Source organism: Erwinia persicina NBRC 102418, from assembly GCF_001571305.1.
Taxonomy (GTDB): Bacteria; Pseudomonadota; Gammaproteobacteria; order Enterobacterales; family Enterobacteriaceae; genus Erwinia; species Erwinia persicina.
Genome location: NZ_BCTN01000011.1, coordinates 92,753 through 113,777, shown reverse-complemented (window position 1 = coordinate 113,777; position 21,025 = coordinate 92,753). Strand labels below are relative to the sequence as shown.

The window sequence follows — 21,025 nt, the reverse complement described above, 5'->3', positions numbered from 1 at the left end:
ATGTCAACGCTGACGGCGCCGCTGGCTGCCAACGCTTTTAACACCCTGTATCAGACGCATCACCGCTGGCTGCGCCACTGGCTGCAGCACAAGCTGGGCTCCAGCTGCGATGCGGACGATCTGGCTCAGGATACCTTTGTTCGGGTGCTGCTCGGGGGCAGCGCCCAGGATATCCGCGAGCCGAAATCGTTCCTCTGCACCGTCGCCCGGCGCGTGATGGTCGACTTTTTCCGCCGCAATGCGCTGGAGCGCGCCTGGCTGGAGATGCTGGAACAGCTGCCGGAAGCGCAGGTGCCCTCCCCCGAACTTCAGCATGAGCTGCTGGAAACGCTGCAGGAAATTGATGCGATGCTCGACGGACTCGGCGCAAAAGTGCGCCAGGCGTTTCTGCTGTCGCAGCTGGAAGGGCTGACCTATGCGCAGATTGCCGGCCAGCTGAACGTCTCCGTCAGTTCAGTGAAAAAATACATGGCCAGAGCCACGGAACACTGCCTGCTGTTCCGGCTGGGGCTGGGCTGACATGAGGCATGAACCGGTCAGTGACCGGCAGAAGCTGGCGCTGAAAATGGCGGCGCACTGGTTCGCCACCCTGTGCGCCGGGGAGATCACCCCGCAGCAGAGCGCAAAATGGCAGGCATGGTATCAGCAGCATGAAGACCACCGCTGGGCCTGGCAGCGCGTGGAATCCCTGCAGGGCCAGCTGAAAAATATCCCGGGCCATCTCAGCTATCAGACGCTGCATCAGGCGCAGCAGAGCGCGCACCTGACCCGTCGCCGGGTGCTGAAATCGCTGCTGGTACTGCTGGGCGTCGGTGGCACCAGCTGGCAGCTGTGGCAGTCCCCGCTCGGCGTCGGTCTGCGGTCCGATTACCACACCGGCACCGGCGAACAGCGTCAGGTGCGGCTGGACGATGGCTCACAGCTACAGCTCAATACCGCCAGCGCCGTGAGCGTGGCTTTCAGCCCGCAGCAGCGTGTGCTGCATCTGGCACAGGGTGAGATCGCCATTAGCACGGCGAGGGACGCGCAGCAGCGTCCGTTTCGGGTCATCACCCGCCAGGGCAGCCTGCGCGCGCTGGGCACGGCATTCAGCGTACGTCAGTGGGAGCATCAGACGCAGCTGACCGTAGAAAAGCATGCGGTCGAAGTCACGCTTAACGCCGCCCCTCAGCAGAAAATCCGCGTGCAGGCAGGCCAGACGCTGCGCTTTACCGACCGGGTCTTTGACCCCGTCCGCGCATTAACGCCTGGCGATATCAGCTGGACGCAGGGCCTGTTAACGGTCAGCAATCGCCGCCTGTCGGAGGTGCTTGCCGAGGTGGCACGCTATCGCCACGGGATACTGAGCTGCGACCCCAGCGCCGCCGATCTGCGCGTCAGCGGCACCTTTCCGCTGCGCGATACCGACCAGCTACTGCGGGTGCTGGCGCAGACGTTACCGATCGCCATTCATACCCGCAGCCGTTACTGGGTCAGGGTCAGCGCCGCCTGACCCCCTGACACTGAATAAAAATAAGAAATATTTTCATTTCGATTGTCCCTTTTGCGCGGCTCATCCGACTCCTGTAGTACACCACATAAAAATGATTTTTTTCGGAGACGGTCATGTCTGAACCCAGCCCCCGCATTCAGTACGCTTTTTACCAGGCAACACCTCTGGCTGCCGCGCTTCACTGCGCGCTGATCCCTGCCGCCCTGCTGGCGGCACCTTTTGCCGCCGCAGCAGCGGCCACGCCCCAGGCCTATCAGATTGCCGCCACGGATCTCGACAGCGCGCTGAACCAGTTTGCAGCCCGCGCCGGCATCACCCTGTCACTCGACGCGTCACTGACGCAGGGTAAACAAAGCCCGGGGCTGAACGGCCGCTATACACCAGAGGAGGGTCTGCAAACCCTGCTCAACGGCAGCGGTCTGCAGGGGAAATCGCTGGGTAACAACGCGTGGACGGTGACGCCGGTGCCGGCAGCCCCCGCAGAAACGCTGACCGTGGTCGGTGACTGGCTGGCCGAAGCCCGTGAGAATGACGTCTTCGAACATGCCGGAGCGCGTGATGTGCTCCGCCGTGAGGATTTTACCAAAACCGGTGCCACCACTCTGCGCGAAGCACTGAACCGTATTCCCGGCGTCAACGCCCCGGAAAATAACGGCACGGGCAGCCATGATATGGCAATGAACTTTGGCATTCGCGGGCTCAACCCGCGTCTGGCCAGCCGCTCAACCATTCTGATGGACGGTATTCCGGTGCCGTTCGCCCCGTACGGCCAGCCGCAGCTGTCGCTGGCCCCGGTATCGCTCGGGAATATGGATGCCGTCGACGTGGTGCGCGGGGGCGGTGCCGTGCGCTACGGACCGCAGAGCGTGGGCGGCGTGGTGAACTTTGTCACCCGCGCCATCCCGAAAGAATTTGGCATTGAAGCCGGAATGGAAGGGTTACAGAGCCCGACCTCCAGCCAGCACGATCCCAAAGGCAGCGGCAATCTGATGATCGGCGGCACCGCCGATAACGGCCTCGGCGCGGCGCTGCTCTACTCCGGCACCCGGGGCAGCGACTGGCGCGAACACAGCTCGACCAAAATCGACGACGTGATGCTGAAAACCCGCTATGCGCCAAACGAGGTACACACCTTCACCAGCCTGCTGCAATACTATGAAGGCCGGGCGCAGATGCCGGGCGGTCTGTCGCGCGCCGACTACAACGCTGACCGTTTCCAGTCCACCCGCCCGTACGACGAGTTCTGGGGCCGCCGCCAGCTGGCCAGCCTCGGCTATCAGTATCAGCCGGACACGCAGCACAAGTTTTCTGTTCTGACTTTCTATACCAACACCCTGCGCAGCGGCTATCTCGATCAGGGGAAAAACCTGACGCTGTCACCGCGTGAATACTGGGTGCGCGGCGTGGAGCCGCGCTACAGCCAGAGCTTCACCCTCGGGGAAACCGCCCATGAAGTGGGCGTCGGCTACCGCTACGTCAGTGAATCCACCCACGAAGTCCGCTACACCAGCCCCGCCAGCAGCGGCAGACTGCCCACCGGCAACAGCCCGTACGACCGGGATACGCAGTCCGGCACCGAGGCGCACGCCTGGTATATTGATGACCGCATCGACGTGGGTAACTGGACCCTGACGCCGGGCATGCGCTATGAGCATATCCAGTCGTATCAGAACGACTACGTCAAAGACGGCAGACAGGAGATTGGCTATAACGCCCCGCTCCCGGCGCTGAATGTGCTGTATCACCTCAACGAGTCGTGGAACCTGTATGCCAATACTGAAGGCTCCTTCGGCACCGTGCAGTACAGCCAGATTGGTAAAGCGGTCAGCAGCGGCAGCATTGAGCCGGAAAAGGCGCGGACCTGGGAACTGGGTACCCGCTTTGATAACCAGGCCCTGCAGGCGGAAGTGGGCCTGTTCCTGATTAACTTCAGCAACCAGTATGAGTCTAACCAGACTGATGACAGCGTGACCTCGCGCGGAAAAACCCGCCACAGCGGGCTGGAAAGCCGGCTGCGCTATGACCTGGGCGATGTCTCGCCGGCGCTGGAAAACCTCTCCGTTTCCGCCAGCTATGCTTACGTGAATGCGGTGATCCGTCAGGCCGGAGATAACTATGGCAATCAGGTGCCGTTTTCACCGAAGCATAAGGGGACGCTGGGGATGGATTACCTCAGTGGAAGCTGGACCTTTAACGTCAACAGCGAATATCAGTCTGGTCAGTACGCGGACAACGCCAACACGCAGGATGAGAGTGCGGACGGCAGCCTTGGCCGCATACCCGGCTTTATGCTGTGGGGCGCGCGCGCCAGTTATGATTTTGGCCCGCAGTTCGCCAACCTCAATCTGGGCGTCGGGGTGAAAAATATCTTCGACCATCATTACTTTACCCGTGCCGCCGAAGACAATAACAAGGGCCTGTACGCCGGTCAGCCGCGCACGATTTATATGCAGGGCTCAGTGAAGTTCTGATCGTTCGTCCCCCAGCGGGCTGCGTTACGGCAGCTCGCTTTTCGTTTCTGTGATCCGGAGGAAACATGCTAACGCGACTCATCCTTATTCTGTTCAGCACCCTGCTGGTCATCGTGCCTGTCGCCCGGGCAGTGACCGTGCAGGACAGCAACGGTCCCTTTACGCTGGATAAAACGCCGCAGCGCGTCGTGGTGCTGGAACTGTCCTTTGTGGATGCGCTGGCCGCCGTCGGCGTCAGTCCGGTGGGCGTGGCGGATGACAATGATCCAACGCGCATTCTGCCGGAGGTGCGGGCGCGCATCCAGCCGTGGAAATCGGTGGGCACCCGTGCCCAGCCCAGCCTGGAAGTGATTGCGGCGCTGAAGCCGGATCTGATTATTGCCGACGCTGCCCGCCACGGCGGTATTCTCGGCCAGCTGAAAAGCATCGCGCCGACGCTGATGCTAAAGTCGCGCAATGAGACCTGGGCCGAAAATCTGCAATCTGCGGCAATTATTGGTAAGGCTGTCGGGAAAGACGGTGAAATGCAGCAGCGCCTGACTCTGCATCATCAGCGCATGCAGGCCTTTGCCGCCGAACTGCCCAAAAACCAGACGGTGGTGTTCGGCACCTCGCGAGAACAGCAGTTCAACCTCTACAGCAGCCAGTCCTGGACCGGCAGCGTGCTGGCAGCGCTGGGAATGAAAGTGCCGCAGCCGGTGGGCCAGGCGGCGATGATCAGCATTAACCTGGAACAGCTGCTGGCCACCGATCCGGACTGGCTGATTGTCGCCCACTACCGTCAGCAGAGCATCGTGCGCGACTGGCAGCAGGATGCACTGTGGCCGATGCTGAAAGCCGCCCAGCGCCATCAGGTGGTGGCGGTTGACAGCAATGTCTGGGCGCGGATGCGCGGGCTGTTTGCGGCGGAACATATCGCCAGCGACCTGGTCGCCCTTCTCCATCACCGTCCGGTTCCCGTTGCGCAATGATGCGCCAGACCCCGCTGCTGGCGTGGGGCCTGCCGCTGCTGGCACTGTTCCTGACGTTCTGGCTGTCGCTGTTCTGCTGGTCACCGGTGCCCGTCAGCCCGTGGCAGGCGCTGAGCGCCCTGTTTCCCGGAGGCCCCCCTTCGCTGCCGCAGGCGCTGGTGCTTAACCTGCGTCTGCCGCGCAGCCTGGTCGCGATGCTGCTCGGGGCCAGCCTGGCGCTGGCGGGCAGCCTGTTGCAGACCCTGACGCGTAACCCGCTGGCGTCCCCTTCCCTGCTGGGTATTAATGCTGGTGCCTCACTGGCCATGGTTCTGGCCAGCGCGTATAACCCTGCCTGGGTCGCCGGATACAGTATCGCGCTGCTGGCGGCCTGCGGCGGCGGGGTGAGCTGGGGGCTGGTGATGCTGCTGGGCAGAGGCTGGCAGCAGGCGGGTGACCGCAGCCGCCTGATCCTGGCCGGGGTGACGGTGTCAGCCCTGTGCGCCGCCCTGACGAAAGCCACGCTTCTGCTGGCCGAAGATCACGCGTACGGCATCCTGCACTGGCTGGCGGGCGGCGTATCCCACGTGCGCTGGCGTGAATTCTGGCAGCTGTTTCCGTTTACGGCCCTGCTCTCCCCGCTGGCCTGGCTACTGGCTGCCCGCCTTAATCTGCTGCGCGTCAGCGACGACAGCGCCCGCACGCTGGGTGTTAATCTCAGCCGCCTGCGTCTGCTGGTCAATATCGTGGTGGTGCTGCTGGTCGGCAGCTGCGTCAGCGTTGCCGGGCCGGTGGCATTCCTCGGGCTGCTGGTGCCGCATATGGCGCGGGCGTGGGTCGGCCACGATCTGCGCCTGATGCTGCCGACGGCGATGCTGCTGGGCGCCCTGCTGATGCTGGCCGCTGATCTGCTGGCACGCGGCCTGACGTATCCGGCCGAACTGCCCGCCGGCGCGGTGCTGGCGCTGATCGGGGCCCCCTTCTTTGTCTGGCTGGTGCGGAGGCGCACATGAGATCGCCACGTCTGATGCTCTCCCTGCTGCTGGCGCTGGTCCTGCTGGCCCTGGTGCTGTCCCTGCGCTACGGCAGTGAAACTTTAAGCTTCAGCGCCCTGCGCCAGGCACTGGATCCTGCCGACAGTCGCCACTTCGCCCTGATGGAGTATCGCCTGCCCCGCACCCTGCTGGCGCTGCTGGTCGGTGCGGCGCTCGCGGTTTCCGGCGTGCTGGTGCAGGGCGTGATCCGCAATCCGCTGGCCTCGCCGGAAATTCTGGGCGTGAACCACGCCGCCGGGCTGTGCTCCGTGAGCGCACTGATGCTGTTCCCGGCCCTGCCGGTGCTGTGGCTGCCGCTGCTGGCGTTTGCGGGGGGTCTGCTGGCCTTTGTACTGCTGCGAAGGCTGGCCGGCCACAGCACCCCGTTAAGGCTGGCGCTGCTGGGTGTGGCGCTGACCGCGCTCTATGCCAGCGTCACCGACTATCTGATGCTGTCACGTCCGCTGGAGATAAACCAGGCGCTGCTGTGGCTCACCGGCAGCCTGTGGGGGCGTGGCTGGCCGTTTGTCTGGGTGGCCCTGCCGTGGCTGTTGCTGCTGATCCCTCTCAGTCTGCTGCTGTGCCGCGATCTCGATCTGCTGGCGCTGGGTGAGGAGCAGGCCCACACTCTCGGGGTGGCCCTGCCCGCAACCCCACACCGCGCCCTGCTGCTGGCCGTCGCACTGGCGGCGGTCAGCGTTGCGCTGTGTGGCCCCTTAAGCTTTATCGGTCTGGTGGCCCCGCATCTTACCCGCCGGCTGATCGGCGGACGCCACCACTGGCTGCTACCGGCCTCAATGCTGGTCGGCGCACTGCTGCTGCTGCTGGCCGACCTGCTGGCACGCACGCTGCACCCGCCGCTTGAACTGCCCGCCGGGGTGCTGACCGCCATTATTGGTGCCCCCTACTTTTTCTGGCTGTTAATGAGGACCCGCTGATGACGCAGATTGCCGCTGAACGGCTTCACGCCGGCTATGGCAGCACGCCTGTCCTGCATGATATTTCGCTGATGCTGCCGGCGGCTAACGTTACCGCTCTGCTCGGCCCGAACGGATGCGGAAAATCCACCCTGTTACGCTGCTTTTCGCGGCTGTTGCGGCCAGGCTCAGGAGAAGTCCGTCTGAATGGTCAGCCGCTGAACAGCTTCAGCGCCCGCCAGCTCGGGCAGTCGCTGGCCCTGTTACCCCAGCAGCACATTGCGCCGGAAGGGGTGACCGTGCAGGAACTGGTCGGCTACGGCCGTAGCCCGTGGCAGAACCTGTTTGGCCGCCCGTCGGCGGCTGACCGCAGGCTGATCGCCACGGCGATGGACGATGCACAAATAGCCCATCTGGCCGGGAAAAATGTCACCGAGCTGTCAGGAGGCCAGCGTCAGCGGGTCTTTATTGCCATGATGCTGGCACAGGACACGCCCCTGCTGTTACTGGATGAACCGACCACCTGGCTCGATATACACCACCAGGTGGAGCTGATGGCCCTGTTGCGCCGCCAGCAACAGCAGGGAAAAACCGTGGTCGCCGTGCTGCACGATCTGAATCAGGCCAGCCGCTACTGCGACCATCTGGTGCTGATGTCTGGTGGACAGATTGTGGCCAGCGGGACGCCGGAACAGGTGATGACACCGGTGCTGCTGCGGAAAGTCTTCAATATTGAGGCACAGATTTACCCCGAACCGGCCTCAGGGCGCCCGATGTGCGTGGTGCGCTGACGGCGTTCCGCTCAGGCGCAGGGGCCGGTTTTCTCCTCGCCCGGCCCGAAACGCTCATAACGTCCTGATCAACCTGGCCGGGTTGCCGGCATAGATCCCCTTTACGGTCGCCGGCCTGATCACCACGCTCCCGGCGCCGATCACCGCCCCGCTGCACACCGTTTCCGTCAGGATGGTGGCGCCACTGCCCACGGTCACACCGTCGCCCAGCGTGATAGTGATCCAGTTCTGCGCATCGGCATCGGGCTTCCCGCTGTGGAACAGATCGTTGGCAAAGGTGACGTTATGTCCGATAAAACAGTGCTCGCCCAGCGTCACGTTTTCACAAAGAAACGTATGCGACTGGATACGACTGCCACGACCGATGACGCATCCTTTCTGGATTTCGACAAACGGGCCGATAAAAACATCGTCGTGCAACTCACACTCATACAGGTTAGCTGGCGTCATCACCCGAACATTTTGACCCGATGTCACATCACGAATTTCACTGTTAATAATTTTCATCCTCACCCTCTATTTATACAGCGCCAGATTTCCCGTCAGTTGAGTAATTTTCTTTTTCGGGCCGAGCAGGCCAATCGCCACCAGCGCAATCTGTGGGCTGGGGACGGCAGAAATTCGTTCGCTATATTCCTCATAAGTCCGGCAGGACTGTGCCAGGGCGCTGAACGGCATGGCGACGATCTCATCGTCCTGCCCGGCTATCGCCAGCAGTTGCTGAACATAGCTGCTCTCCGCCCGCAGAACCGGCAACGGGGCATAAATCACCCCGGGATAACTGACCGCATCAAGGCTGTGCAGATCCGGTCCGACAAGGTTTTCAACCGTGCGGCCAAAGCTGATACCGATCACACTGGCGGCATTCATGGCCAGCCCGGGGCTGAGCTGGCTGTCGATAATAATCGTACATCGGTGCTGACTGGCGTCAAATCTCATCAAAAATTCCTCAGGGAAGTCAACGAATACAGCCCTTATTATCGCCCGGCCTGGCAGGAAAATATTGTCTGAATCCGTTGTTAAACCGCAAAAAAAGGGCAGAATAAACCTTAATAAATCACTAAATGGAAAGGATCTGACATGACGACCTTAAGCGCTGTTGATATGAAAATTCTCGCGCTGCTGCAGGACGATGCGCGAATGACCAACCAGACGCTGGCCGACGACATCGGTATGTCGGCCTCGCCCTGCTGGCGCAGAGTGCGCAAACTGGAAGAAGACGAAGTCATTCAGGGCTACCGCGCGGTGCTCAACCGCAAAAAAATCGGACTGGGGGTGATGGTCTTTGTACGCGTAGCGATCGACAGCCACAGTGAGGCTGAAGCCCGCAAGTTTGAGCAGGAAGTGACAGCGCTGGAAGATGTGGTGGCCTGTTACAGCATCGGCGGCGATGCAGACTTTTTGCTGCAGGTGGTCGCACGCGACCTCGATGCCTATGCCGATTTCGCGATGGCCGTGATCCGGCGTCTGCCGGGAATCAAAGAGATGCAGAGTATGTTTGTACTGAAAGAGATCAAGCCACTGGCCAGCTATCCGGTAAAGCACAGATAGGGGTCAACGGTCAGATTTATACCGTCAACCGCCCGGCCAGACTGTCAGGTTGCCCCCACGAATTCAGATAAACAGAGATTTTCTAACCTCTTTAACTTTGCCAATAATAGACAATGCGGTAATGTTTGCGCTTTACAGGTCCAGTGGTTTCCTGAGGTTGCGACGCGTTCATCCTGGAAGGTCAATGAAAATCGAATACAGCACGGTTGCTGAATTACGTCGTGAATTCAGGCGTAATGTGGTCGTACCGGTGGTGGCGGTAGTGCTTTTTTCCCTGTTTGGATGCGGCCTTACCGCATGGTGGGTGACAGCACAAAGCAATGCAAAAGCAGAAGAAAAACAGCAGCAGGTGATTCAAAACATTCTTGCCCAGCACCTGGATGATTATGCGCTCCAGCATAAAGGACTCTTGAAAAGACCGGATCTAATCGATCAGATTCAAAAACCCACTGAGTTTGGCCGTTGGCTTTTTAACCTTGCCGGGGACAACGAAATCTATCTGCTGGATAACCAGCAGCGTCCGCTGGTCAGCTGGCAGCAAGGCAAACCGGTTTCCCCCTCCGGTTTTGCCGCCATCGCACTGTCGCTGGATCATGTTCTTCTGCCGTCAGGCAAGACAGAGATGACGCGGGACTTCATCCGTCTGCGCGGCCGGGTGGCGGAAGTGGCGATCGGTGGCCTTCCCGATAACTCCGGCAAAACGCTGGTGTTTATCCGCTACCTCCATCACAGCTTTATCGACTTCCTTGAGCATCGCGGCGTCGTCAGCCATTTTCGTTTTACCCCCAATGACCCCGATCGGAATAACAGCGCAGGATTCCTTCTCACGTCAGCAGCAGGGATCCCGGTCAGCAGCGTCTCGTGGATCCCCATGCGCCCCGGCAGCCAGATGCTGATGGTGACAGGCCCGCTGATTGCGATGGCCATTCTCAGTATTTCACTGATGTGCATTATTATGACGCGCCGTCTGTGGCACGCCTCACTCAAGCTTTCCAGCTCAATGCACCGCCTGGCCGCCAGTGAAGCTCACGCCCGCCATCTGGCGCGCCATGATGTGTTAACCGGTCTGCCTAACCGCGCCTGGATTGAAGAACAACTCAGTGAAAGGCTGTCCTCGCGACCGGGGAAAAACCACACGCTGGCGCTGCTGCTGCTCGACCTCGATCGCTTTAAAATGATCAACGACACCTACGGCCACCCTACGGGAGACGACCTGATTGTCGAGGTCGGCCAGCGGCTGTCGGCGCTGCTACCCGTCAGGAATGCCGTCGGACGCCTGGGCGGGGATGAGTTTGTGGTCATGGTCAGCGAGATTGAAAATGAACAGCAGGTCGCCGATTTATGTCAGCAGATTATTGCCCGTCTGGCCGAACCGATGACGCTGCGTGGCCATACGCTCTGGGTGGATGTCAGCATCGGCGTGGCGCTGTCGCCGCGCCACAGCAGGGATCGGCTGGAGCTGATGCGCAAAGCGGATATTTCACTGTATGCGGCCAAAGCCGAAGGGCGCGGCCGCTACTGTCTGTTTGCTCCGGCCATGGATGAGGCCCTGCAAAAGCGCCAGCGGCTGGCGCAGGAGCTACGTCTGGCGCTGGCAAATAGCGGCGATCTGATGCAGTGGTATCAACCCATTATGGATATCAGCGGCACAAAACTGATTGCTGTTGAGGCCCTGCTCCGCTGGCATCATCCCCAGCTCGGCGCGATTTCTCCGGCAGAATTTGTGCCGGTTGCCGAAGAAACCGGACTGATTATACCGCTGGGGGAGTGGGTGCTGGAGCAGGCGTGTCTGCTGGCCATCACCTGCCCCCGGCTTATCGTTGCGGTGAATGTGTCTCCCCTGCAGTTTCTCGCCCCGGGTTTTGTTGACCACCTGATGGCGATCATGGCGCGCCATGCCATTAATCCGCGGCAGATCGAACTGGAGATCACCGAAGGCGTGCTGCTGGAAAATGAGCAGGAGGCGTTGAAAACGATTAAAACGCTGCGTGCAGCAGGATTCTGCATTGCACTGGATGATTTTGGCACCGGCTACTCCAGCCTGAGCTATCTGGTGCAGTTTCCGGTAGACACTATTAAAATTGACCGCGCCTTCACACAGTCGCTGGGCGTCAGGGAAAATTCTGCCACCATCGTGGAGTCGGTGATTAATCTGGGTCACAGCCTGGGCATTACCGTCACCGCCGAAGGCGTGGAAACCGAGGAACAGAGGCTGATGCTGGCCTCAGCGGGCTGCGACAGGTTACAGGGATTTCTGCTTAGTAAACCGCAGCCGGCTGACCAGCTCCATGCCCTGCTCAAAAAGATGTCCCCTGAATGCGCAAACGCATGAGGGTGTTTTCGGTCGCTACAGGAGAATTTCTCCGTATAATGCGCCCCTGTTGATAGCCCACCCCGGGTGAATTTGAGTTGTGGTCATGAAAAAGCTGTTCCCGCTGTTGATGCTGGCTGTTGCCGCCCTGGCCCTGTGGTGGTTTATGTTCCGCAGTCCGGCGCCCGATCCTCATTATGATGCCGCAGCCTGCGCGGCGGTCATCGCCCTCGGTGCGCCCACCAGCGATCGGGATTTCGTCAATAAAATCCGTACCGTCATCATTAACGAAAACAGCGCTTATTCGATCAAACAGATCAGCTATGACGACCGGTCTGGCCGGGCGTCGATTGAGAAATATCAGGCACTGAGTGCCGATCAACAGGCCACGGCGGCCAGAGACATCGACAGCTGTATTCAGGTGATGGCTGCCGCCGGGCGCTGAGGGCTATCAGGTGAAGCGGAACACCGCGATCGCCTGCTGTACCGCTTCTGCCTGGCGCTGCTGCTGCTGTGCCACTTCCAGTGTTTCGGCAACGTGCTGCTGGTTATGCTGCACGCTGAGATCGATGCTCTCCACACTCTCCTTCATCTGCGTAATACGACTGAGCTGCTGGTCATTCATCCCGGCCAGCTCGCGTACCAGATCGTTGAGACCGTTAATGGTATGAATTATTTCCTGCATGGTTTCGCCCGCCGCAGCGACCTGTTCGGTTCCGCTCCGGGTACGTTCAACAGAGGTGGAGATAAGGTGCCGGATATCTTTCGCCGCATTTTCGCACCGTCCGGCCAGGATACGCACTTCTGACGCCACCACGGCAAAGCCCTTTCCGTGCTGACCGGCATTTGCGGCTTCGACCGAGGCGTTCAGCGACAGAATATTGGTCTGGAATGCAATGCTGTCAATCAGTTCAAGGATGACATTGATACGCTGCGACTCCTGCTCTATCTGCGCCATCGAACTGACCGCAGAGGCAATACTTTCCCCGCCGTGCAGTGCCACCCGGTTTGCCCCCTGCACCAGCTGCTGTGCCGCATGGGTCTTTTCGCTGGTGATTGCCGCCGCGGTGCTCATCTGCTCCATCGCCCCGGTGGCCACCGCCAGTGCGCGGGCCTGCTCGTCGGTTCGCTGCGAAAGCGCAGCGTTACGCTGCAGAATACTGTCCGACTCCTCGCGCAGGGTGCTGACCCCTTCACTCACCTGATTCAGGGTACCGCGCATGGTGCCCAGCGTACTGCTGAAGGTGCGGGCAAACACGGTTTTGCTGCGGCTATCTGCCTGCGCCAGGGTCAGACGACCTGGCTCACGATTGATCCACGCGGCCAGTTTTGCCACCTCACAGGCTGCCCGGGCATCCGCCGCCATGCGGTGGGCGATAAAGATCAGGATCGCTGTCTGCGCTACAACAAAAATGGCGTGAAACACCACCATATGAAAGCCGGGATGCGTAAAGCAGACGATGCCGTAAAGGTCATTTTCCTGTAAGTAGTTAAACAGGGTGTGGTGAACGGCAGCAGTAGCCGCCCCCATCAGCAGTGGACGATAATCGCGATAGGCCAGTAAGGCAGAAAGAAGAACAAAGATAAAGAAGTGGTACTCAACCTCGCCTTTCCTCAGCTGAATTAACAGGGCAGAGAAAGCGAGCAGGGTAAAGGCAAACCACAGCCGGGTAAAGAGACGCCCAGGCCCGGCAAAACGGATCAGGGTGGCAATGATGGCCAGCGCCCCACCAACGGTCAATGCCAGCAGGAATGACCCCATCAGCCATCCCACTATGCAGGCGATGCCCCACATTCCCCATGACAGGAAAAGCATCAGAAAGTCAGCCTGCCGCCAGATTTTCTCCAGAGAAAGAATCTCATTCTTCCCGGCAGTGGCCGGCGTTAACGATGCGTCGATCATACTGGTCTCCCTGTCAATATAGAGTAAGCATCCTTAAAACAGTATTAACGGCAGAAACCATTACAAACTTTACTGGTTTTTAACATGTCGGAGTCGGCAGGAACGGCAGGAGGGGATCGGACGGGAAAGCGGGCTGTAAAAAAAGCCGCTCAGTGAGCGGCTTTTTTGTTAAAACAGATACTTTGAAAAGATTTACTGAAGTGACAACCTTCATCAGCATCAGACTTCTTTATTTATCGCTTTTTCATCCGCCGCTGTTTTGGTCGCTGAAAAAGAGGCGTGCTGTGTAATTTTCCCTGGTGAGGCTAAAGATTGCCTTGCCAAATTGGAAGGACGACAGGATATTAGTCGTGTCTGCAGAGCAGTGCCGTCCGTGATGCATACCATAAGCGTTTTTCCACGCCGGAGTAAGGGGGGAAAACACTCTTGTCACCGACGAATTAAAATGATAATTACGCATTGGTAATGTACAAGTAATCTTATTAATTATTATTCGAATAATGAGAGCATGAGGCCAATGAAAATTACCGTTACCGATCGTCCATCTGCCGCCGATGAGGCGTTCGTCATCGACAGCCTGTGGCAGCACAATGCGAAAACGACACCCGTGGATATCCACCCGCTTTTCCTGACCCAGCGTGATGAAAATCAGCAGATTACGGCAGGCCTGGTTGCAAGAACCTGGTGGGGTGGGCTGGAAGTCCAGTATCTGTGGGTCAGCGACGCCTGCCGGGGCCAGGGTGTGGGCCGCGATCTGATGCTGGCGGCAGAAGAAGAAGCCAGACAGCGTGGCTGTCATATGGCTTACGTGGACACCTTCGATTTCCAGGCAAAAGGGTTTTACGAGAAGTTAGGCTATACGGACTATGGTGAGCTTGGCGATTATGCACACCTGCATACCCGTCACTACCTGGCGAAAAAGATTTAACAGAGACAGTCCTCAGGGGGGAAAATGGAATTGCCGGATGATAAAGCACGGTCAGACTTCAGCGCACTGATTGCCATGATGGAACACTTATCCGAACCCTGGGGCATTAAAGATCCTGAATCCCGCCATCTTTATATGAATAAAGCGGCGTATCTTTACACCAATACGCCGCAGAAATTCAATATTGAAGGCCAGCTGGACAGCGACTTTCCTGCCTCCTGGGCCGAGTGTGAAGAGGCGCTGATCGAGCACGATCGCCGGACACTGGCCTCCAACGGACGCGTAGCGGTGATTGAAACCCATTACTGGTTCGGCCAGAAAAGCTTAACGCCCTACGTGAGCGAGAAGATCCCCCTGCATGATGCAGCCGGTGAATTCATTGGCATCGCCTGGAATGCGAAACTGCTGGATACCATGTCCCCCCTGAAGTACATCACACAGCAAAAACCCGGGGTACTGACCACCGAAGTCAGCAATAACCTGTTTACCCGTTCCGAACTGGATACGCTGTTTCTGATGCTGCAACGCTTATCAACGAAGGAGATTGCCCGGATTTATAACCTCAGCCACCGCACGGTAGAAAACCGCATCTATAACATCTATCAGAAGGCCGGGGTGCATACACTGAGCCAGTTTGAAGAATATTGTCGCCAGGCTGGGTTAGATAATTTTATACCGGATCGTCTGATCGAAAAGGGCATCCAGTTTATTTAATTTTTTGCGAAGGAAACTCAACTTGATTCGTATTGAAGATTACCCACTCAGTCGCGTGCCTGAGAATAAACGCGTCTCTTTTTTAAGCGTTGCCGTTGTCCACATGGGCATGCTGACCGCACTTGACCAGTTTATGCTGGGCGCGGTGCTGGGCGACTCCATGAGTCTCGCCTCGGCCTTTCTGGCCATCCTGGCCGGGAGCGTGATTTTTGGTATTGTTACCTTCGGTCTGGGCTACGCCGGGATGAAAGAAGGGATCTCAGGCAGTCTGCTGGCCCGCTGGTGTGGCTTCGGTCGGATTGGTTCCGTCCTGATTGGGCTGGTGGTAGCCGTCAGCCTGCTGGGCTGGTTTGGCATTCAGAATGCCATCTTTGCCAAATCGCTGAATTTCGCCCTCGGTGGCGTACTGGGCTTCCCGCTGGCCGCTACGCTTTCCGGTCTGCTGCTGACCGTGCTGGTGACCTTCGGTTTCAAAGCGCTGCGCGTCACGGCGCGTATCGCGGTACCACTGTTTATCTGCCTGGTCGGTTTTATATCTTTCCAGACATTGTCCGGGCATACCCTGCAACAGATTATTGATCTGCCACCGACGGGCAGCCCGCTGACCATCAGTGCAGCAATCACCATGGTGGTGGGCGGCGCGATTGTGGCCAGCCTGATGACGCCGGATCTGACGCGCTATTCCCGATCGTCTAAGCATGTCGCTGGCGTGACGCTGCTGACCATTATTGCCGGTGAGTTTATCGTTAACGGCCTGGCGATCATGATTGCCCGTACGCTGCAAACCGCCGATGTGGTGACCATCATGTCACAGGTGGCGGGCGGCGTCGGACTGCTGGTGGTGATCCTCTCCACGCTGCGCGTGAACGATCTTAACCTCTACTCCTCTTCCCTGGGGGTGATTAACGCCGTGGAAGGTATCAGTGGCAGGAAGCTGCAATATCGTCACACCACGCTGGCCATTGGTGTGTTAGGTACGCTGCTTTCAGTACTGGGCATCCTTGACCGCTTCGTCGATTTCCTCACCGTACTGGGCGTGGTATTCCCGCCGATCCTCGGCATTATGCTGGTTGATTACCTGCTGCTGCGTTCCCATCGTGCCGTGCTGGACAGAAGCCGGGCTGAGGGAAAATTACCGAATGAAAGCGAAACGCCGGTGATTGGCTGGACGGCGATTATCGCCACGCTGATTGGCAGTGTGATTGGCCTGGTGACCGAATGGGGGGTGCCAACAATCAATTCGCTGCTGGTTTCGTGCGTCATTTATTATGTGCTGTGCCTGGCACTGCGCAAGCGGGCAGTCACTCCGGCCGTGTAAACAGGTGAGCCGGGCAGCAGCGCTATGCGCTGCCCGGATAGCCGCTTAGTTCAGGCGTTTCGGCAGGAGATCAACAGGCTGACTGCGATTTTTCATCGCATGGTTCAGCAGCACGTAGCTGCAGCTGGCGATGAGGCCTGCCAGACCAAACAGCAGAACAATCAGCGACCGTTTTGGCGCATCACGCTGGATAGGCTCATAGGGCGCACGCATGTATTTGAACGGCTCAACGTGCAGCTCATTAATTTTCACCGCGTTCAGTTTTTCAATATACAGCCGGCGGTTCTGTAAGTCGGCACTCAGCCGGGCAGGATCGGAGATCGCCTGCTCAATCTGAAGTTTGCGCGCCAGGCCATCCGCGCCCAGGGTCACTGAAAAGTCCGGGTCATCCTGAATGGTACGGCCATTGCTCCACGACGGCTGCTTCAGCCCGGCGGAGTTAGCAATCTGCAGCGCGTATTGCAAACGTTCCAGTTTGATTCGGTGGGCGTTTTCGGCACGGCTGACATCCAGATTATATTGTCCGATGGCTTTGCCTTTCAGCATATCAATCTGGTAGTTGATGCGCTGATGTAACTCACTCTGCACCACATCCGAAACATAATTAATGTACCCCTCCAGCAGATCGCGGGCGGCAACGGGGTTTTCGGCAGTGTATTTAATTTCGTAGTAGCGATACTCTTTTTTCGCGGCATCTTTATCTTGCACGGAGCTGTGCGAATCGATATTTCCCTGCAAAATGGCATTCACCAGCCGGTTACGTGTATCCGGTGTATCTGCTTTGTCTTTTGCCAGCTCTTTAAAATAAGTGGTATTAACCAGATATTTCTCGCGCAGGCTGCGCGAATCAAAGTTACGCATAAAATCAGACAGCAGCGAGTCAGGGGTGATATCCGTTTTAATATCCAGTACGTTCAGTTCGGTCAGGATTTTTTCCATACTACGCAACTGTGGTGCCTCTGCGGGCACCAGCACGGCGGAACTGGTCCAGCGCTGCGGAATCAGATAACTCATGCCCGCCCCGGCCAGCACGGCCAGTCCGGTAATCGCAATCACGAAAAACTTACGGTTAAGCAGAATACTCAGTAACCCCAGCAGATCGAGTTCATCGTCCTGATGCACATAAGGCTTCAGTGCCTGATTACCAGGGCGTGCAGATGAAATATCATCCATTTTGATGTCACTCATGATTCCATTCCTTTAAGGCGACCGGGTACAGGAAAACCGATAGCATAAATGCATCGTATTTCCATACAACGTTCAGTGAATTAACAGAGATTTTTGCCCGCGTATTATCATGTCATTTTCACGTCAAATCAATACAAATGCGGGGATGAAATACCTGTCCGGGGAAATATTATTTAACCCAATAATAACCCTGTGTTATTAAGGTTCAGTCAGAACCTCTGTATGACGGGGATATTTTTCAGACAGGCAAACAGCCTGTTCAACCCCATCCAGTCCCGGCCCGGAGGAGGTCAGGTGCGTCCCAGATAGGGGCCGGCCACCACGGAATCACGTACGATCAGCTGACCGTTAAACGCCGGCAAGGGCTCTGCAGGCTTGCCATCCAGCATCATTACCAGTTTCTCCAGCGTATGCATAATCATCTCCCCGACCGGCACATGGACGGTAGTCAGCGGCGGAACAAAAAACGCGGCCATGGGAATATCATCGAAACTGAGCAGGGAAACATCCTGCGGAATACGCTTACCGGCGGCAGACAGCGCCTTAGCCGCACCAATCGCCATGTCATCGTTGCTGGCCACCAGCGCGGTAAATTCAGCGCCCTGCTCCAGCAGCGCCAGCCCCGCCTCATAGCCACTCTGTAATGACCAGCTTCCCTGCGCCAGACGCTGGGCATTAAAGGCAATATGATGCGCCCGCAGGGCCTGCGTATAGCCGTTCAGGCGGCTGTTACCGGTCGGTGAATCGGGTGAGCCGGAAATAAAGGCGATATCACGATGGCCCCGGGAAACCAGATAATTGACGGCATCAAACGTGTTCTGCTCATGCGCCGCGATCACACAGTGTTCGGGGTGTTTTTCCAGCTGACGATTGACGACGATAATGGGTTTATGGGTTTTTTCAATAATCTCGTCAAGTTCGATGGTATTGAGAAAACGCGGATAAATAATAATCGCATCACAGCGCAGATCGAGTAAAAACTCAATAGCCTGACGCTCCTGACGGGCGTCATGTTTGCCGTCTGCCAGCAGCAGCTGTCTGCCATGCTGTTCCGTTAACGTTGCCGCCTGGAATAACAGCTCGCTAAAATAGGGGCCGTTATACAGCGTATTCGTCACCACCAGCCCAATATTTTGCGATTTGCTGGTCGCCAGGTTACGCGCGAGTAAATTCGGCCGATAACCGGTCTCTTCAATGGCTTTAAAAACTCTTTCCTGCGTGCTCTTGCTGACGTAACTGTTTCCCGCCAGCACCCGGGATACAGTCGCTTTTGATACGCCCGCCTTTTTTGCAACGTCCAGCATGGTAATCATTGTGGCATCCTGAAAGCGAAACTCTTGTGGTCATAATAGCCTGTTTTATCGTACTCCCATACCTTTGCGATCCTGCTCACAGAACAAATTAATGAATATGAAACCGGTTGCAGAAACGGGTTCCTTTCGGCTATTTATTAAGGAAACCCAGACCGGAGAACAACCATGAATAAAATCTTACTCTGTTGTGCTGCAGGTATGTCTACCAGTATGGTCGTCCAGCGGATGGAAAAATCCGCTAAAGAAAAAGGGATTGCTGTAGAGATTAATGCCGTCGGTCTGGATGAGTTTAATGAGCGAATAGCCGACTACGATTGCTGTCTGCTGGGCCCACAAATTAAATATAAGCTGGTGGATTTTAAGCCGCTGGCTGATGAGCTGAATAAGCCTATTGCGGTCATCAATACCATGGATTACGGCATGATGAACGGTGAAAAGATCCTCACGGAAGCGCTGGCGATGATCCAGAACGGCGGGCCCCAGCAATGAGTCGCTTCAGCGAGTCTCTGTTCGGCGTGATAGAGAACCGGATCAGCCCCATCGCGGCAAGGCTGTCCAGCCAGCGCCACGTGGTGGCAATCAAAGACGGGTTTATCTCCTCGATGCCGTTCCTGATTGTGGGTTCGTTTATGCTGCTGTTCGCCCATCCGCCGTTTGGTGCCGACAGCCAGTGGGCCTTTGCCCGCTGGTGGCTGGGGATGGTCGAGCGTCATTCCGCGCAGATCATGATGCCGTACAACATGACCATGGGCATCATGGCGGTGTATATCGCCGCCGCCATCGCCTATAACCTGGCAATCAGCTATAAGATGAATGGCTTTATGGCTGCCTGTCTGTCGCTGATGTCATTCCTGTTAGTGGCGTCCCCCCAGAGCAACGGTGCCCTGCCGGTGGGATCGCTGGGCGGAGAAGGCATCTTTACGGCGATTATCGTCAGCCTCTATTCCACCGAACTGATGCACTTCCTGCAGAAACACCATATTGGCTTTAAGCTGCCGGAGCAGGTTCCCCCCAAAATCCGCCAGTCGTTTGACCTGCTGATCCCGATTCTGGCGATTTTCCTGACGCTGTTCCCACTCAGCCTGCTGGTGCAGGATCAGTTCGGCATGCTGTTACCGCAGGCGATTATGGCGCTCTTCAAGCCAATCATCTCGGCGTCTGACTCACTGCCTGCGGTGCTGATTGCCGTGCTGCTCTGCCACCTGCTGTGGTTTGCCGGTATCCACGGCGCGGTGATCGTTGGCGGCATATTGCAGGCCTTCTGGCTGACCAATCTTGGGATTAACCAGCAGGCGCTGAATGCCGGTGAACCGATTACGCAGATCTTTATCGAACCCTTCTGGCAGTTCTTTATTGTCGTTGGTGGGTCTGGCTCCACCATGGGGCTGGTGTTCCTGTATCTGCGCAGCCGTTCAGCACATCTTCGTTCTATCGGTAAGCTGGGCCTGGTTCCCAGCATGTTTAACATTAACGAGCCGATTATCTTTGGTTCCCCGGTAGTGATGAACCCGCTGCTGTTTATTCCCTTTATCACCGCCCCACTGGTCAATGCGATCATTGCCTGGGTGGCGACGCGTACCGATCTGGTGAACCACGTGGTGTCGCTGGCCCCGTGGACGACCCCCGGCCCGATTGGTGCCGCCTGGTCCACCGGCTGGGACTTCCGTGCGGTGATTCTGGTCGGCGTGCTGATTGTGGTCTCGACGCTGATTTACTATCCCTTCTTCAAAATGTACGAACGCGAGCTGTTAAAACAGGAAAAACCCACTCCGGCAGAAGCCGAACTGAACGCCGTGGAGAACCGATAATGGATATGGAAACAACGGTGATGGAGCTGATCATTCATGCCGGTGAAGCCCGCTCATGCTCCATGCAGGCGCTGCGCGCTGCACGCAGTTATGACTGGCAGGAAGCGGATGCCCAACTGGCTGCCGCAGGGGCCGCCGCAAAGGCGGCGCATAAAATCCAGACGGCACTGATCGGTGCTGACGAGGGGGTGGGTAAGGTGCCGGTCAACCTGATTCTGGTGCATGCGCAGGACCATCTGATGAACGCCATGCTGTGCCGCGAACTGGCCGAAGAGATCATCCTTCTGCATCGCGAAGTCCAGGCACTGAAACAAAAGGGCTGACCCTTTATTCCGC

Annotated in this window: 21 protein-coding genes; 16 read left to right on the top strand and 5 right to left on the bottom strand. The window is 57.7% G+C overall.

Annotated elements, in window-relative coordinates; translation table 11 throughout:
* The 7 genes from fecI to fecE all read left to right on the top strand — a co-directional run bounded on the left by fecI (window position 1) and on the right by fecE (window position 7,655).
* Window positions 1-519 (top strand): ferric citrate uptake sigma factor FecI, encoded by a 519-nt coding sequence (fecI, locus tag EPE01S_RS13660; protein WP_062746018.1) that lies wholly within the window; start codon window positions 1-3, stop codon window positions 517-519.
* 1 nt (window position 520) lies between these two features.
* The gene (gene fecR / locus EPE01S_RS13655; protein ID WP_062746016.1) at window positions 521-1,492 is read left to right on the top strand and encodes a ferric citrate uptake sigma factor regulator FecR; all 972 of its coding nucleotides are present in this window, start codon (window positions 521-523) and stop codon (window positions 1,490-1,492) included.
* Window positions 1,493-1,605: 113 nt separating this feature from the next.
* The gene (gene fecA, locus EPE01S_RS13650) at window positions 1,606-3,963 is read left to right on the top strand and encodes a TonB-dependent Fe(3+) dicitrate receptor FecA (protein ID WP_062746014.1); all 2,358 of its coding nucleotides are present in this window, start codon (window positions 1,606-1,608) and stop codon (window positions 3,961-3,963) included.
* Between the two features lie 65 nt (window positions 3,964-4,028).
* Window positions 4,029-4,934, top strand: coding sequence for a Fe(3+) dicitrate ABC transporter substrate-binding protein FecB (locus EPE01S_RS13645; protein WP_062746012.1), 906 nt, complete (start codon window positions 4,029-4,031; stop codon window positions 4,932-4,934).
* Window positions 4,934-5,926 (top strand): iron-dicitrate ABC transporter permease FecC, encoded by a 993-nt coding sequence (gene fecC, locus EPE01S_RS13640; protein ID WP_062746110.1) that lies wholly within the window; start codon window positions 4,934-4,936, stop codon window positions 5,924-5,926. Before EPE01S_RS13645 ends, fecC begins: the two co-directional genes overlap by 1 nt.
* Window positions 5,923-6,885, top strand: coding sequence for a Fe(3+) dicitrate ABC transporter permease subunit FecD (gene fecD, locus EPE01S_RS13635; RefSeq protein WP_062746010.1), 963 nt, complete (start codon window positions 5,923-5,925; stop codon window positions 6,883-6,885). Before fecC ends, fecD begins: the two co-directional genes overlap by 4 nt.
* Entirely contained in the window at window positions 6,885-7,655 is a 771-nt protein-coding gene (gene fecE, locus EPE01S_RS13630) for a Fe(3+) dicitrate ABC transporter ATP-binding protein FecE (protein ID WP_062746008.1), read from the top strand. The genes fecD and fecE overlap by 1 nt, the downstream gene beginning before the upstream one ends.
* Window positions 7,656-7,709: 54 nt before the next feature.
* Here the strand turns inward: fecE and EPE01S_RS13625 are convergent, their stop codons facing one another.
* Together EPE01S_RS13625 and EPE01S_RS13620 are read right to left on the bottom strand one after the other, a co-directional pair.
* Complete coding sequence (locus EPE01S_RS13625) at window positions 7,710-8,162, bottom strand: acyltransferase (protein ID WP_062746006.1); 453 nt, start codon at window positions 8,160-8,162, stop codon at window positions 7,710-7,712.
* 9 nt (window positions 8,163-8,171) lie between these two features.
* Window positions 8,172-8,594 carry a DUF2000 domain-containing protein gene (locus EPE01S_RS13620; RefSeq protein WP_062746004.1) on the bottom strand — a complete coding sequence of 141 codons (423 nt, stop codon included), beginning with the start codon at window positions 8,592-8,594 and terminating at the stop codon, window positions 8,172-8,174.
* A 141-nt stretch (window positions 8,595-8,735) separates the two neighbouring features.
* On the opposite strand from EPE01S_RS13620, the gene EPE01S_RS13615 reads away from it, so the two are divergent.
* The 3 genes from EPE01S_RS13615 (at window position 8,736) to EPE01S_RS13605 (ending at window position 11,962) form a co-directional block, all read left to right on the top strand.
* Window positions 8,736-9,206, top strand: a complete 471-nt coding sequence (locus EPE01S_RS13615; protein WP_062746002.1) for an Lrp/AsnC family transcriptional regulator — start codon at window positions 8,736-8,738, stop codon at window positions 9,204-9,206.
* 184 nt (window positions 9,207-9,390) lie between these two features.
* Window positions 9,391-11,538 carry a putative bifunctional diguanylate cyclase/phosphodiesterase gene (locus EPE01S_RS13610; RefSeq protein ID WP_062746001.1) on the top strand — a complete coding sequence of 716 codons (2,148 nt, stop codon included), beginning with the start codon at window positions 9,391-9,393 and terminating at the stop codon, window positions 11,536-11,538.
* 85 nt (window positions 11,539-11,623) lie between these two features.
* Complete coding sequence (locus EPE01S_RS13605) at window positions 11,624-11,962, top strand: hypothetical protein (RefSeq protein WP_062745999.1); 339 nt, start codon at window positions 11,624-11,626, stop codon at window positions 11,960-11,962.
* 6 nt (window positions 11,963-11,968) lie between these two features.
* Here EPE01S_RS13605 and EPE01S_RS13600 read toward each other — a convergent pair whose 3' ends face one another.
* Window positions 11,969-13,420, bottom strand: coding sequence for a methyl-accepting chemotaxis protein (locus EPE01S_RS13600; protein WP_062745996.1), 1,452 nt, complete (start codon window positions 13,418-13,420; stop codon window positions 11,969-11,971).
* Window positions 13,421-13,937: 517 nt separating this feature from the next.
* Between EPE01S_RS13600 and EPE01S_RS13595 the strand changes: the two genes are divergently transcribed.
* Genes EPE01S_RS13595 through EPE01S_RS13585 form a run of 3 tightly spaced genes read left to right on the top strand, consistent with a single transcriptional unit; the run spans window position 13,938 to window position 16,380 of the window.
* The gene (locus EPE01S_RS13595) at window positions 13,938-14,348 is read left to right on the top strand and encodes a GNAT family N-acetyltransferase (protein ID WP_062745994.1); all 411 of its coding nucleotides are present in this window, start codon (window positions 13,938-13,940) and stop codon (window positions 14,346-14,348) included.
* Window positions 14,349-14,372: 24 nt separating this feature from the next.
* The gene (locus EPE01S_RS13590; protein WP_062745992.1) at window positions 14,373-15,062 is read left to right on the top strand and encodes a helix-turn-helix transcriptional regulator; all 690 of its coding nucleotides are present in this window, start codon (window positions 14,373-14,375) and stop codon (window positions 15,060-15,062) included.
* A 22-nt stretch (window positions 15,063-15,084) separates the two neighbouring features.
* The gene (locus EPE01S_RS13585) at window positions 15,085-16,380 is read left to right on the top strand and encodes a cytosine permease (RefSeq protein WP_062745991.1); all 1,296 of its coding nucleotides are present in this window, start codon (window positions 15,085-15,087) and stop codon (window positions 16,378-16,380) included.
* A gap of 45 nt (window positions 16,381-16,425) precedes the next feature.
* Here EPE01S_RS13585 and wzz(fepE) read toward each other — a convergent pair whose 3' ends face one another.
* Together wzz(fepE) and EPE01S_RS13575 are read right to left on the bottom strand one after the other, a co-directional pair.
* Window positions 16,426-17,568 (bottom strand): LPS O-antigen length regulator Wzz(fepE), encoded by a 1,143-nt coding sequence (wzz(fepE), locus tag EPE01S_RS13580; RefSeq protein WP_062745990.1) that lies wholly within the window; start codon window positions 17,566-17,568, stop codon window positions 16,426-16,428.
* Between the two features lie 290 nt (window positions 17,569-17,858).
* Entirely contained in the window at window positions 17,859-18,881 is a 1,023-nt protein-coding gene (locus tag EPE01S_RS13575; protein WP_062745988.1) for a LacI family DNA-binding transcriptional regulator, read from the bottom strand.
* 165 nt (window positions 18,882-19,046) lie between these two features.
* Between EPE01S_RS13575 and EPE01S_RS13570 the strand changes: the two genes are divergently transcribed.
* The 3 genes from EPE01S_RS13570 to EPE01S_RS13560 are packed head-to-tail and all read left to right on the top strand — an operon-like array spanning window position 19,047 to window position 21,012.
* A complete protein-coding gene (locus tag EPE01S_RS13570; protein ID WP_062745986.1) occupies window positions 19,047-19,370 on the top strand; it encodes a PTS sugar transporter subunit IIB in 324 nt (107 codons plus the stop codon).
* On the top strand, window positions 19,367-20,689 hold the full coding sequence (locus EPE01S_RS13565; RefSeq protein ID WP_062745984.1) for a PTS sugar transporter subunit IIC: 1,323 nt from the start codon (window positions 19,367-19,369) through the stop codon (window positions 20,687-20,689). Before EPE01S_RS13570 ends, EPE01S_RS13565 begins: the two co-directional genes overlap by 4 nt.
* Window positions 20,689-21,012 carry a PTS lactose/cellobiose transporter subunit IIA gene (locus tag EPE01S_RS13560; RefSeq protein WP_062745981.1) on the top strand — a complete coding sequence of 108 codons (324 nt, stop codon included), beginning with the start codon at window positions 20,689-20,691 and terminating at the stop codon, window positions 21,010-21,012. The genes EPE01S_RS13565 and EPE01S_RS13560 overlap by 1 nt, the downstream gene beginning before the upstream one ends.
* The last annotated feature ends 13 nt before the right edge of the window (window positions 21,013-21,025 follow it).